General features: G+C 45.2%; 12 protein-coding genes and 1 tRNA gene. 4 read left to right on the top strand and 9 right to left on the bottom strand.

Translation table 11 applies throughout. The annotated features are described in order from the left end of the window. Positions 1-127: 127 nt before the first annotated feature. The 4 genes from THIAE_RS03835 to flgB form a co-directional block, all read right to left on the bottom strand. Positions 128-1,669, bottom strand: coding sequence for a flagellar hook protein FlgE (locus THIAE_RS03835; protein WP_006459174.1), 1,542 nt, complete (start codon positions 1,667-1,669; stop codon positions 128-130). Positions 1,670-1,731: 62 nt separating this feature from the next. Beyond that, positions 1,732-2,412, bottom strand: coding sequence for a flagellar hook assembly protein FlgD (locus tag THIAE_RS03830; RefSeq protein WP_006459176.1), 681 nt, complete (start codon positions 2,410-2,412; stop codon positions 1,732-1,734). Positions 2,413-2,422: 10 nt separating this feature from the next. Then, positions 2,423-2,833, bottom strand: coding sequence for a flagellar basal body rod protein FlgC (flgC, locus tag THIAE_RS03825; RefSeq protein ID WP_006459178.1), 411 nt, complete (start codon positions 2,831-2,833; stop codon positions 2,423-2,425). A gap of 4 nt (positions 2,834-2,837) precedes the next feature. After that, complete coding sequence (gene flgB / locus THIAE_RS03820) at positions 2,838-3,230, bottom strand: flagellar basal body rod protein FlgB (protein WP_006459179.1); 393 nt, start codon at positions 3,228-3,230, stop codon at positions 2,838-2,840. A 170-nt stretch (positions 3,231-3,400) separates the two neighbouring features. Between flgB and msrA the strand changes: the two genes are divergently transcribed. From msrA to THIAE_RS03805, 3 genes are read left to right on the top strand one after another with little or no spacing between them, the layout of a single operon-like run. Further along, positions 3,401-4,570: a peptide-methionine (S)-S-oxide reductase MsrA gene (msrA, locus tag THIAE_RS03815; RefSeq protein ID WP_006459180.1), complete on the top strand. Its 1,170-nt coding sequence runs from the start codon at positions 3,401-3,403 to the stop codon at positions 4,568-4,570. Continuing rightward, positions 4,560-5,177, top strand: a complete 618-nt coding sequence (locus tag THIAE_RS03810) for a LysE family translocator (RefSeq protein ID WP_006459181.1) — start codon at positions 4,560-4,562, stop codon at positions 5,175-5,177. The genes msrA and THIAE_RS03810 overlap by 11 nt, the downstream gene beginning before the upstream one ends. Before the next feature lie 24 nt (positions 5,178-5,201). Continuing rightward, positions 5,202-6,623, top strand: a complete 1,422-nt coding sequence (locus THIAE_RS03805) for a protein adenylyltransferase SelO (protein ID WP_006459182.1) — start codon at positions 5,202-5,204, stop codon at positions 6,621-6,623. Positions 6,624-6,628: 5 nt separating this feature from the next. On the opposite strand, the gene THIAE_RS03800 is transcribed toward THIAE_RS03805, so the two are convergent. Beyond that, entirely contained in the window at positions 6,629-7,108 is a 480-nt protein-coding gene (locus THIAE_RS03800; protein ID WP_006459183.1) for a chemotaxis protein CheW, read from the bottom strand. Positions 7,109-7,240: 132 nt separating this feature from the next. Between THIAE_RS03800 and ygfZ the strand changes: the two genes are divergently transcribed. After that, the gene (gene ygfZ / locus THIAE_RS03795; protein ID WP_006459184.1) at positions 7,241-8,314 is read left to right on the top strand and encodes a CAF17-like 4Fe-4S cluster assembly/insertion protein YgfZ; all 1,074 of its coding nucleotides are present in this window, start codon (positions 7,241-7,243) and stop codon (positions 8,312-8,314) included. On the opposite strand, the gene THIAE_RS03790 is transcribed toward ygfZ, so the two are convergent. The 4 genes from THIAE_RS03790 to queC form a co-directional block, all read right to left on the bottom strand. Next, complete coding sequence (locus THIAE_RS03790) at positions 8,311-9,840, bottom strand: 3'-5' exonuclease (RefSeq protein WP_006459185.1); 1,530 nt, start codon at positions 9,838-9,840, stop codon at positions 8,311-8,313. The two genes, ygfZ and THIAE_RS03790, sit on opposite strands and share 4 nt — an antisense overlap. After that, on the bottom strand, positions 9,837-11,315 hold the full coding sequence (locus tag THIAE_RS03785; RefSeq protein WP_006459186.1) for a sodium:solute symporter family protein: 1,479 nt from the start codon (positions 11,313-11,315) through the stop codon (positions 9,837-9,839). Before THIAE_RS03785 ends, THIAE_RS03790 begins: the two co-directional genes overlap by 4 nt. Positions 11,316-11,438: 123 nt before the next feature. Next, positions 11,439-11,514: transfer RNA gene (locus THIAE_RS03780), tRNA-Lys, on the bottom strand. 131 nt (positions 11,515-11,645) lie between these two features. Then, a complete protein-coding gene (gene queC / locus THIAE_RS03775; protein WP_025299294.1) occupies positions 11,646-12,326 on the bottom strand; it encodes a 7-cyano-7-deazaguanine synthase QueC in 681 nt (226 codons plus the stop codon). Positions 12,327-12,329 lie beyond the last annotated feature (3 nt).

Genomic DNA, 12,329 nt, shown 5'->3' with positions numbered 1-12,329 from the left:
GCCTCACCCGCGACAAAGCTTACTAATAAAAATGGCGCTATTTTGACCGATTTAGAAAAAAAACACCAGCCAATAAAAAAGCCAGAGATCAACTCTGGCTTTAACAAGCAACACAATAAGGCAGATATTAGAGGTTTAAGATAGTTCGTGTCAATTCCTGCGAGGTTGATATCACCTGCGCACTAGCCTGATAGGTGCGCTGTAATTGAATCATTTTAATGAGCTCACTGGCGACATCCACATTAGAAAACTCAAGCGAGCCAGCACGAATGCTACCTACTGTTCCGCCACCGGCCGCTGAAATCTGTACTGGACCCGAGTTAAAGGATTCGGCATACATTTGACCACCTAGCTTCTCTAATGCATTCAAATCATTAAAGTTTCCTAAAGCAAGTTGTGCGACCGCCAAATTACGACCATTTGAGTAGCGCGCCTCAATAATACCTGAAGTGTTAATGGTCAAACCAACCAAGTCACCGACCCTAAAACCATTTTGGGTAACACCACGCAACACATAACTGCTGTCAAACTGAGTCATGTCTTTAAAATCAACTAAAATCTGCGTTAAGTTAGGAGTTGTATTTGAAACATTACCCAGCGGGTCTGTTGCACCTGAGTTGTTTAGTACAAAATTAAGGCTAGGCAGATCATTTAATCGTGTCCATTGCACAGGATCATCAAGCTGGGTTAAATCGAAAGGTGTGTCATTGGTGTAACTAACTGCTGTTCCACCGTCAATAGTTGGTGTAAAAGTGCCAATATAGCGACCATCGGTATCAAAACGTAGCTCATAAACTTGGCCCAGCAAATCTTCCGGACCTGTTTCAGGTGAAACTAAGGTTGCACTGGGTTGGCCCGTCTGATCATTAATTGTGTACTGTACCAACCATGAAGAATACTTTACTCCATTTCCTGCGACAACAGCATTACCATTGGCATCAATTAACGAATCCACTTGTGAAACCACGCCATTACTAAAAAAGTTAGATAATAAACTGTGCTCACCACCCAATGAATCGTGAATGGTTTTAGGGTACACATAATCAGGAAAACCGGTATATTCATTTCTAAATAGCGCCTGAATGTTAGGGTAATTCGTATCGCCACCAACAACTGCTTGGTTAATTGGATCACCAACAATACTGGTATTGGTATCAGCCCCACCATTCAGGTTAATGTTGTAGGTCATAAAATCCGTCGCTTTGGGTGTATTACTCAACTGCCCTAAATTAATACCCTGTAGCGCAGTACTAAACACTGGATTTAGTTCTGTTGACAACTCTGGCACCTGGTTAAAGCCTTGCAGAACATTACCATTCTGATCAGTTAAAAACCCGTCTTTTTCAACTTTAAATGAACCATTACGCGTATAAAGATTATTATATTTGCCCGTTTGGTCAGACAGAATAAAAAAACCCTCACCATCAATTGCCAAGTCCAATTCTCGACCAGTAGAAGAAATCGTTCCCTGGGTGAAATCCTGTACGATGCCATTCACTCGCACACCATTACCTGGCGAGTTCTGTGCACCTGAAAATAAATCGGCAAATTCCGCGCGCGAGGTTTTAAAACCGATAGTCTGGGAGTTTGCAAGGTTATTTGAAATCACCCCCATGCCTTGTGACATGGCGTTGATACCACTGAGTGCGTTTAGATCAAAGTTAGACATACTATCCCTCTCGCTTTAAGCATTTATTCAAAATTTATTAATTTTTTAAAACATCAAGCAGGTTATGCGCCAATTTCACGCACTGCTTTCATAGAAACTCGCTCACCAGTCGACAGGGTTAACAACATGTCACCATCTGGCTGAACACTCACCGACTGAACTTGGGTACCTACAATAGTTTTGACCGGTTTAATATTGCCTTCACCGTCATAACCAAAGGCCACCACACGATAATTATTCGTTGGCGCAAAACCACCGTCACTATTTAAACCATCCCAATTGAAGGCCGATTCACCACGACTTAACAAACCTGGATAATCTAGTTGGCGGACTACACCACGGCTATCAGAAATAATAACCTTTACATCCGTTAAACTTTCATCGGCACTCAAACGTAATGCGCTTGTGCGACCTTCCGTATGTGACATTATCTCCCCTTGGGCCTGAACATTTTTGCCGATCAAACTACTAGCCTGCATTAACTGCAGGTTTTGGAAACCGGCCGTCATGGCCATCACCGAACGATTAAGTTCAGTGGTGGCCTCTAGCTGGCTCATCTGGGTTAAATCTGACACAAAGCTAGTTGGATCCATCGGCTTGGTAGGATCTTGATTCATAAGCTGCGTAGTCAGCAACATTAAAAACTCGCTCTGCCCCATCGCTTGACTAGGTGCAAAAGCAGCTGAGTTACTTGGTGTACTAAGCGTTTCAGAAAATGAATTATTGGTTGGAAAAACGTTCATAAATCAGTCCTCATTTACCCAACTGAATGGTGCGCAACATTAGCTGCTTAACCGTATTAAGCACCTCAACATTAGTTTCATAATTACGTGACGCTGCCATCATATTGGCCATTTCTTCAATCACATTCACATTGGGTCTAAAAATATAACCTTCTTCATTGGCCATCGGGTGATTGGGCTGATATTCCATGACTAAAGGTTGTGGGTTTTCGACAATTTCTCGCACCCTGACACCACCACTTGGCAAGCCCTTCTGACCTTGCAATACCGTTTCAAACACCGGCTGCTTAGAACGATAGGTTTCATTTTGATTGCTACTAATACTGTCTACGTTCGCCATATTCGAAGCAATAGTATTGAGGCGCACTGTTTGGGCATGCATCGCAGAACCCGAAATAGCCATGGTATTAAATAATGACATCTAACTATTCTCCCCTGAGCGCACCTTTGATGCGCTGAATACGACTATCGATGAATTCAAGTGTGGTTTGATATTTAAGCGCATTATCGGTAAATAGCGTTTGCTCAATATGCGCCTCCACGGTATTACCATCAAGTGATGGCTGAGTTGGAATGCGATACTGAACTAAGCCAGCGCCACCAGCTTGATCAAACCCGGCTAAATGACCATGATGCGTTCTAGCCATCCCTATACTTGATTGTTGCGCTGTCGCACCGGCCATCGCCGCGCGAAAATCTATATCACGCGCTTTATAATGTGGAGTTTCGGCATTGGCCAAATTACTGGCTAATAGTTCGGTGCGCTGCTGACGCAACCTTAATGCTTGCTCGTTAATTCCAAATACATTGTCAAACATAGTTAGTCACCTGAATACTTATGTGAGTGTTTAAGCAAACTCAATGCCAACAACAACAATTCCAAGATAAGTATTACAAAATCTTCACCACGCCCTGTCATTACAAACGCGCTAATATATAGACACTATGAAATCAAAGATTTAAACCAAAACTAAACGGAATAAACACAATGAGCAATAATTCACTGGATAATGGCTATCCCTTTGTTGTATTGGGCATGGGATGCTTTTGGGGGGCTGAAAAAAGAATGTTGTCGCTTGAGGGCGTCCTTGACGTGGAATCTGGCTACGCAAATGGTGAGATTACCGCCAGCTATGAGGCGATTCTGGCTCATGAACGCCAGTTGCGCTTAGGATTAAGTGATTTAAAAAACCATGCTGAAGTGGTTAAAGTATGGTTTGACCCTGCAAAAACCACCCTTGAACAAGTATTAGCGCGATTTTGGGAAAGCCACAACCCCACCCAAGGAGATCGTCAAGGTAACGATATAGGCAGTAATTACCGCAGTGCCATTTTTACCGCTAGTGACCAAGACTTGCCGATTGCTGAGGCCAGTAAGGCAACCTATCAACAGGCTTTAACAGCAGCAGGCCTGCCTAAGATCACCACTGAAATTACCCGATTAACGCACTACACCCCCGCCGAGACTTACCATCAACGCTATTTACAAAAGAACCCCAATGGTTATTGCGGCCTAGGGGGCACTGGCGTAGCCTATCCGTCTGCAACAAGATTCAATCCTTATCCAAATAGCGGTTTAGTTATCTATGGCGCCAGTAATAATCACAATACCGAGGCATTTTTACACGCCATACTTGAAACCTATCCTTTGCCGTTTGAGATACGCCGCGTCAATACGGCAAGCAACACAGCAACCGACACGCCACTGACTTTGCAGTTTGAACACCATGGCCGCCCTGTTGGTGAATTTACCGGCCCATATGATGCGCCTTACGAGGCGTTTTGGCGCTGGTTAGGTCAGTATTTATTAACCGAGGAACAACAATATATCGCCTTTTCACAAGGCACTGAACGCCCTTTTTGTGGTCCCTATTTAACGGAAAAACGGCGCGGCTGGTTCCTTGACCCCTTGTCAGGCGTAGCCTTGTTCCATAGTGATAAAAAATTTGATAGCGGCACTGGCTGGCCCAGTTTTTATGACGTAATGCCCAATGCGGTGAGCCTCGTCAAAGATCGCTCTCATGGCATGATTAGAACGGAAGTACGCAGTGCCAGTACAGGCATTCATCTGGGTCATGTATTTGAAGATGGCCCTGCCCCGACCCATTTACGCTACTGCATTAACGGCCAGGTACTCTTATTTAAACATGACGCTTAGTTTATTTATTAGCCTATCCATCGCCCTAACCCTGGTGGCGGCCGCACCTGGGCCAGGGGTGATCATGACCGTAACCCGCACCCTACAGTTTGGTTTAATCGCCGGACTACTCGTTGTTACGGGCATTGTTGTCATGGACTTAATTGTGTTAATAGCGACCCTGGCTGGCTTGAACCTACTCACTCTTGCCAACCAACCAGGCCTGCTGACCCTGTTAATGCTGCTCGCAAGCTTGGTGTTGATCGTCTTAGGTATTCAAAGTTGGCGACGACCGATCATTTTGCAACTGGATGAGGGACAGGCTTCAGCCAGCCATTTTATGGCTGGCATTGCGGTGAGCTTGACCAATCCAGTGCTGTTTTATTTAGCTTTTCTACCGGCTTTTATTGATATCGATGCCCTAACGCTTGATGATCAAATAATGTTACTGGCCTTAATTAGTGGCATCTTAACCCTGGTCTTGGGTGCTTACGCCCTACTGGCTGCCAAACTAAAAATATGGCTATTTGAGGCGCATCCAGAACGCCAGCGTTGGCTAAATCGTATCAGTGCCAGCGTGTTATTTGTGCTTGCAATTGGGCTTATTCACTCTACAATAACGCAATAACCCACTATTTTACTCGGAAATAGCATGTCAGCTTTTACGCCCTTTCAACAACCCTTTTGCCAACTAGGCTCAACATTCTTTCGACACTGTCAGCCTGAACCGCTCGTTAACGCCCACTGGATAGCCCGCAATGACGCGCTGATTGCACAACACGCCATCGCTTTCGACGACAAAACCCTACTTAATCTAGCCAGTGGACTCCTTGACGATTCGCTTGCGCCTATCGCGCAAAAATACACGGGGCATCAGTTTGGATACTACAACCCCGATTTAGGTGATGGTCGCGGCCTATTATTAGGACAAGGATCACACTACCTTGGCATTTCCTATGATTGGCATTTAAAAGGGGCTGGCCGCACCCCTTTTTCACGTGGCGGTGACGGTCGTGCAGTACTCCGCTCATGTATTCGAGAATATTTGGCGAGTGAGGCTATGGCCGGACTTGGCATTCCAACCAGTCGCGCGTTAAGCGTGGTGAGCAATCAGGAAACCGTGTGGCGTGAAGGACCGGAACCCCGTGCTGCACTGCTGCGGTTAACCCCAAGTCATATTCGCTTTGGTCATTTTGAATGGGCTGCTGAAGTTGGTGCCGATGCCAGTAAACAACTGGCTGATTACGTTATTGCCCAACATTTTGTTCATTTAGCTGATTCACCCAACCCCTATGCAGCATTGCTACGCCAAATTGTAGTCAGCACGGCCCAGCTTATTGCTAAATGGCAAAGCGTTGGCTTTAATCACGGTGTCATGAATACCGACAACTTTTCAATCTTAGGCGAAACCTTCGATTATGGCCCCTACGGATTTTTGGATGATTGTCAGATAGGTTACATTTGTAATCACTCTGACCATGCGGGCCGATATGCCTACAACGAACAACCACAAATAGGTTTATGGAATTGCCAAGTGTTAGCTGCCAGCTTTGCCAACCTGATTCCAAGTGAGGCTACGCGTAGCGCCATTATGAATGATTATGTCACCGAATATAACAACCACTATATCCATTTAATGCGCCAAAAACTTGGCTTGGCTCAGACTCATCCAAATGACAAAGAGTTAGTCGCAAAACTGATTATTTTAATGGATAAGCACCGGCTGGATTGGAGCTGCACTTGGCGTGAATTGGCACAAAATTTTGAGGCCCAACAAGCTAGTCAACTCAGCGATTACCAGGCCTGGTGGCGGGACTATCAAGCAAGACTAGACTTTGAAACGTCATCAGAAAATGACCGCAAAATGTTAATTTTAAACAACAATCCTCAGCTTATTTTACGCAATTACATCGCACAAGAAGCAATCGACAAAGCAGAATCAGGCGACTGCCAATGGGTAGATTCATTACGCCAAGCCTTGCAGAACCCCTTTGAGGTAGCAGAAGAATGGCAAGCCTATTGTGCTCGCCCAAGTCTCAGCCAAAAAGGTTTACGGCTCAGCTGCTCTTCTTGAGCAAATCAAACATGCGCCAACTGATTCAGCAGGCTTTCCGCAATGAGCTTTTCTAAGTCTAGTAAGATGACCATCGTCGGTTTTTGCTGGGCATCGGTAATGGTGGTTAAACCAAGAATATATTGCTGGTCAACCCCAGCAGAAATATCCGGAGCAGGTTGAAGATTTTCAGTATCAAAGGTTTTTACATCGGACACGGCATCCACTACTAGCCCCAGTGTTCTTGCATCATCGCCTTGACCCATTTGTACCACTATTACCACCGTGGTTACCGTAAATGGCGCATCAAGTTTAAATTTTGTTCGTAAATCAATCACCGGAACCAACGTACCACGCAAATCGATGACCCCACGCACATAGTCCGGAACATTAGGCAAAGGATCAGGCTCATGCCAGCCACGAATTTCTTGTACACACAAAATATTGATGGCGTATTGTTCAGGCCCCAGGAAAAAGGTTAAAAATTCTTGTTGGTTGCGACTCATAGTGTTTTTACCTTGTAAGCTATTTAAACTTGAAAATAATCAATTAACCCATATAACGCTAGCATAACTATTAAAACGAATAACACTATAATAACCCAATTTCGTCCAACTTTAAGCAGATAGAGAAGACACATGATCAATAATGACTGGCAGACCTTTTTAACCGCTCAACAAGCCACACTAAACGAACAGGGTGCGATTACAGCATTACAGTTTCCTGAACTAGAGCGGACTATCCTAACCCATGGTCCAGCATTAACCAGCCTTGCCCATGATGCGCTGCTTGAAGTCAGTGGCGACGACGCGCTCAGTTTTTTAAATGGTCAATTTACCAATGACATAAAACTCGTTAGCGAGGACCAGGCCTGCTATAGCGCCTACTGTGACCCAAAAGGTCAGGTTCTTGCGATCATGTTAGTTTTTAAAATGGGCGACAATTATTATCTAAGCTTCGACGGCAGCCTCAAGGACACCATCCAAAAGCGTCTACAGATGTTTATTATGCGCTCCAAAGTGACGCTAGTTGATGTCAGTCAAAACTGGATCAAAATCGGCTATGCAGGCCAGTTTGCCGATTTAGAAATCCAGCGTCGTTTGGATGTGAAATTAAAAAAATTGCTTAATACGGCCCAAGCAAAAGATGAAGGCTTTCCCGACCTAACCTTGATTAAGGTACCCGGACCCTATCATAGTTATGAAATTTTTGCACCCGTTGCCACGGCCGAAAAAGCCTGGGATGCACTTAAACGCAATGGTGAAGCTACCAACTACCTTGATTGGCGCTTGCTAAAAATCTTGGCCGGCATCCCCAGTGTCAGTGCACAAACGTCAGGGCAGTTTATTGCCCAGTTTTTGAATCTAGATAAGCTTGAGCAAATCAATTTCAAAAAAGGTTGTTATCCCGGGCAGGAAATTATTGCGCGCTTACATTATCGCAGCCAACCCAGCAAACGCATGTTTCGCTTGAAGCTCGCCCAATTGGTTGATCTTGAACCGGGTTCAGAGTTGAGTCTAATAGACGACAATGAGAAAAAACATAAGTTTGAAGTCGTCTCGGCCACCGCTGATATTTTTAGCGGCACACAGGTACTGGCTGTCGCTACGGTTAAATCACTTGAAGTCGCAATAGGCCAACTTCAAAGCGAAGCAACAGGCCTGGTCACTATCGAACCCCACCCTTATCCGATGGTATCTGTTGAAGATTAAGCCAGCCTTTTAGACCTAGATTTTGGCTGAACCGCTTGTTGTTCAGCCAATTTAGCAAAAAACTGATTGAGTGCTTTGGGTAACTTAAGCACTTTTTTAGCGCGCGTAATGGCAACATAAAGCACATTCAGTTGCTCTTGATAATCGGGCGCATCCACCTCTGGCGCCTCAAAATCTGATGCTAAGAGTACCTGCTCAAAGCCCAAGCCCTTTGCTTTGTGCACCGTACTAATAAATACCTGTGATGCTTGGCGTGACCCTGACGCACAGTGTTGATGCAAACGTGCAATACGCGCTAGTGTTTGCTCTCGATGCGTTTCAACAAATTTAATAATATTCTTCCATTCATTTTTCTGCGCCTCATCCGCCACCTGAGTAAACTCTTGCCAACTGGTAAAAATCGCCAAATCACTGACCTTCACCTGCTGTAATTTACCCTGATAGAGCGCAAAAGCAGATTCAATCAATTTTGCGACTTGATCCAATCCACCATTAATTTCAAAGGTAATTTTACGTTCAATACAAAACTCGGCCACTTCAAACACCTTAGCATTGGTACGACATAGCACGGTATAAGCGGCATAAGGATCAAAATGCGTGTTCACAGGATAGTCTTGAGATAAGCCTTTTAATTCACGCTGCTCACCCGTTTGCTGCAACAGTAAATTGGCTAGCTTGGCAATATGCTGCCCAAAACGAAAGGATTGCGTCAGTGGATAATGTTGTTTAGGCTCGCCTAATAAACTAGCGCTGGCTTTACGCCAGGTATAAATTTGCTGATGCTGATCACCCACCCAAATTTTTTGCGCCTGTTGCTGTGTCAGCAAAGCCTTAAGCACCTGATTGGTATCTTGGGCTTCATCTAAAAATAACAGCTGATAATTTAATTGCGGACGACGTAACTGAAACAGCTTCAAATAGCCATCATGGGTAATTGCACAAGGATGGGCCTCATCAAACATGGCCTGAGCAAGCGCACGTACACTGGCAATCAGCGGGGTTAAGAATGCGCTTTGTTCATGTGGCTTGAGCGTTCGTAACCACTCTTGCAGCGACTCAGGGGCATGAGAGGCATCGGGTTCACTATCCGCAGAATTGCAAAAACCACTCAGGGTTTCACTAATGGCTAGATTTATTTGAAAACGACTACGTCCAAAGGTGGGCCAATTAGCTGTCTTTTCAGCATAGGCCTCAATATCTTGAAAGGGAATAAAACCGCCGCCGGCACGCAACTTTTGCAACATAGCCTGACTGGGTTGCACGACATAACGATAAGCTAGACTATGCGCTGTTCGACACTCCACCCAATTAGGAAATAAGGCTTGCGCTTCTTGCGCTATCGCTTTGTTAAAGGCGAGATAAAGGGTCTTTTTAAACGGCTGGTGTTGCGCTATAGCATTAAGCGTAGCCGTTTTACTGGTGCCGGCAAAGGCAGGCACCGCAAAACTTTTGCCTGCCATAGCAGCCTCAATAATCGCCACTTGCTCTAGCGTGGCGGCAAATCCATCAACTTTATAATCGCTCATCCAGGCTGAGCTGGGGATATCGGTGTCACATTATCGTCGGGTTGAACCGCTTCGGGTGCTGGTTTTTTCGGCCACAAATAGGACCCCAAAATCATACCCGCGATGGCCATAAAGAAACCAATAAAGTGTGCCGGCAGGCTCTCTTCTAGACCTGGAAACAAATATTCTAAACTTAACCAAGTGACCACGCCCAAAGCAATCCCTAACAGCGCACCGCCATTACTGGCTTTCTTCCAATACAGTCCCGCTACTAAAGGGACAAATGCCACCACCAGGGTGACTTTGTAAGCATTTTCAACCATCTTATGAATAGACGTTTCTTGTTCCAACGACCAAAGCGTATAAATGGCGACTAGCAATGCAAACGCAATCACCACACCACGGGTTAGCAATAATAAATAACGATCGCTTAAGCCTTTGATGAAGTCTTTTAAGATGTTCTCAGAAATAATCACCGAAGGCGCCAACATGGTTGCCGAGGCGGTAGACATAATCACTGATAATAAGGCACCATAAAAAATAACCTGGGCATACAAAGGTAAATGCTCTTTCACCAAATAAGGCAAGACTAACTGGGCATCTATTGCCATGAAGTGATTAACCAAGTCTGGATTAATTAAGAACGCCGAATAGCCCAAGAAAATAGGCACAGCAGCAAACACCAAATAAATCAACCCGCCACTAATGGTACCCCAGGCCGCAATCGATTCATTCTTTGCCGTGTTTGCACGTTGAAACACGTCTTGTTGAGCAATTGAGCCCAAGCCCATTGTCAGCAACGCTGACATAAATGCCAGCATTGCAATGGTATTTAAATCAGGCATAAACACAAAACGTTCAGCCTGGGCAGCATGCTCAATGACCGGCATCACCCCACCAGTCATTCCAGACAAGTACCAAGCGATAAATAGCAGGCCTAGTACAATCACAATCATCTGCACAAAGGTCGTCACCGCAACGGACCACATACCACCGAATAGTGTATAGATGAGTACCACACCTGTGCCAATTAAAATGCCGTTAAAAACACTGATAGAACCATCTGACAGCACGTTAAACACAATGCCCAGCGCCATAATCTGTGCCGACACCCAACCCAAATAGGACACTGCAATCGCCACTGATGCAATCAACTCAACATTACGATTGAAGCGAATGCGATAAAAGTCGCCAAGGGTTAACAGATTCATGCGATAGAGTTTACGCGCTAGAAACACCCCGAATAATATTAAACATAAGGCAGCGCCAAAGGGATCGGCAATAATGCCCCCTAGCCCATCCTGTAAAAACTCTGCCGGCACCCCTAACACCGTTTCAGCGCCAAACCAGATTGCAAACACCATCGCCGTTACCATCCATATCGGTAAGCTGCGCCCGGCCGATACGTAATCGCCCATATTTTTGACTTTGGTTGCGGCTAACAAACCAATCACAATAGCCACAAATAAATACAACGCCGTAAAGGTAATTAACATGGGAAGATGCCCTCAGAAGCCTGCTGAAAACGGAAGTCCGGCCTAAATGTGAAATATAACAAAAAAAATGACAATTTGAAGCAAAAAAAAACCCCATCATAAAGTTGATGGGGTTTCTAAATGTGGTGGGTCGTGTGCGACTCGAACGCACGACCAATTGGTTAAAAGCCAACTGCTCTACCAACTGAGCTAACGACCCTCGTTGATATGGGGCGTATTATACATTCCACCCCAGGAAGCGCAAGCCTTTTCTTAACTTTTTATGACATTTTTTTATTATGAAAAAGACAACAACCGGAGGGAACAAAAAAATCAATAACTTAGCAAGAATTAAGCCTGGTATCGAGTCGGGTCAACCAGGCCTGCCTGGGCAAAACCCTGTTTGCGTAAACGACAGGAATCACATAATCCACACGCACGACCTTGCTCATCAGCACTATAACAAGACACCGTTTGACTGTAATCAACCCCCAAGCCGACCCCTAGTTTGATAATCTCGGCTTTTGACAAGGCAATGAGAGGTGTTTTTACCTCTACCCCATGGCCTTCAACGCCTGCTTTGGTCGCCAAATTAGCGAGGGTTTGAAAAGCCGCAATAAACTCCGGACGACAATCAGGATAGCCTGAATAATCAACTGCATTGACCCCAACAAATAAGGCTTGCGCCTCGAGAACCTCACAAACCGCTAATGCATAGGCTAAAAATATCGTATTACGTGCAGGGACATAAGTAATTGGAATTTGATCGGTCACCCCATCTACTGGCACAGATAAACTATGGTCAGTCAAGGCTGAGCCCCCGATGCTACCTAAATCGATCGGCACAACCCGATGTGACTTAGCACCATATTGCGTAGAAAGATTAGCCGCCGCCGCTAACTCCGCCGTATGACGTTGCCCGTACGCAAAGCTCAGTGTATGACACTGATAACCTTCACTTCGCGCTAGCGCTAGTAGGGTGACAGAATCTAAACCACCTGATAACAGAATAACCGCAGTTTGATCAGCCATCGA

Origin of the sequence: Thiomicrospira aerophila AL3 (assembly GCF_000227665.2) — a bacterium.
In the GTDB taxonomy this organism is placed as follows: domain Bacteria; phylum Pseudomonadota; class Gammaproteobacteria; order Thiomicrospirales; family Thiomicrospiraceae; genus Thiomicrospira; species Thiomicrospira aerophila.
This window is presented reverse-complemented; position numbering and strand designations above follow the sequence as displayed.

Coding starts and splice junctions, on each gene's coding strand:
- ygfZ (WP_006459184.1), top strand. CDS start 7,241: ATGATCAATAATGACTGGCAGACCTTTTTAACCGCTCAACAAGCCACA.
- THIAE_RS03830 (WP_006459176.1), bottom strand. CDS start 2,412: ATGAACGTTTTTCCAACCAATAATTCATTTTCTGAAACGCTTAGTACA.
- THIAE_RS03790 (WP_006459185.1), bottom strand. CDS start 9,840: ATGAGCGATTATAAAGTTGATGGATTTGCCGCCACGCTAGAGCAAGTG.
- msrA (WP_006459180.1), top strand. CDS start 3,401: ATGAGCAATAATTCACTGGATAATGGCTATCCCTTTGTTGTATTGGGC.
- THIAE_RS03800 (WP_006459183.1), bottom strand. CDS start 7,108: ATGAGTCGCAACCAACAAGAATTTTTAACCTTTTTCCTGGGGCCTGAA.
- THIAE_RS03835 (WP_006459174.1), bottom strand. CDS start 1,669: ATGTCTAACTTTGATCTAAACGCACTCAGTGGTATCAACGCCATGTCA.
- queC (WP_025299294.1), bottom strand. CDS start 12,326: ATGGCTGATCAAACTGCGGTTATTCTGTTATCAGGTGGTTTAGATTCT.
- flgB (WP_006459179.1), bottom strand. CDS start 3,230: ATGTTTGACAATGTATTTGGAATTAACGAGCAAGCATTAAGGTTGCGT.
- THIAE_RS03810 (WP_006459181.1), top strand. CDS start 4,560: ATGACGCTTAGTTTATTTATTAGCCTATCCATCGCCCTAACCCTGGTG.
- THIAE_RS03805 (WP_006459182.1), top strand. CDS start 5,202: ATGTCAGCTTTTACGCCCTTTCAACAACCCTTTTGCCAACTAGGCTCA.
- THIAE_RS03785 (WP_006459186.1), bottom strand. CDS start 11,315: ATGTTAATTACCTTTACGGCGTTGTATTTATTTGTGGCTATTGTGATT.
- flgC (WP_006459178.1), bottom strand. CDS start 2,833: ATGTCATTATTTAATACCATGGCTATTTCGGGTTCTGCGATGCATGCC.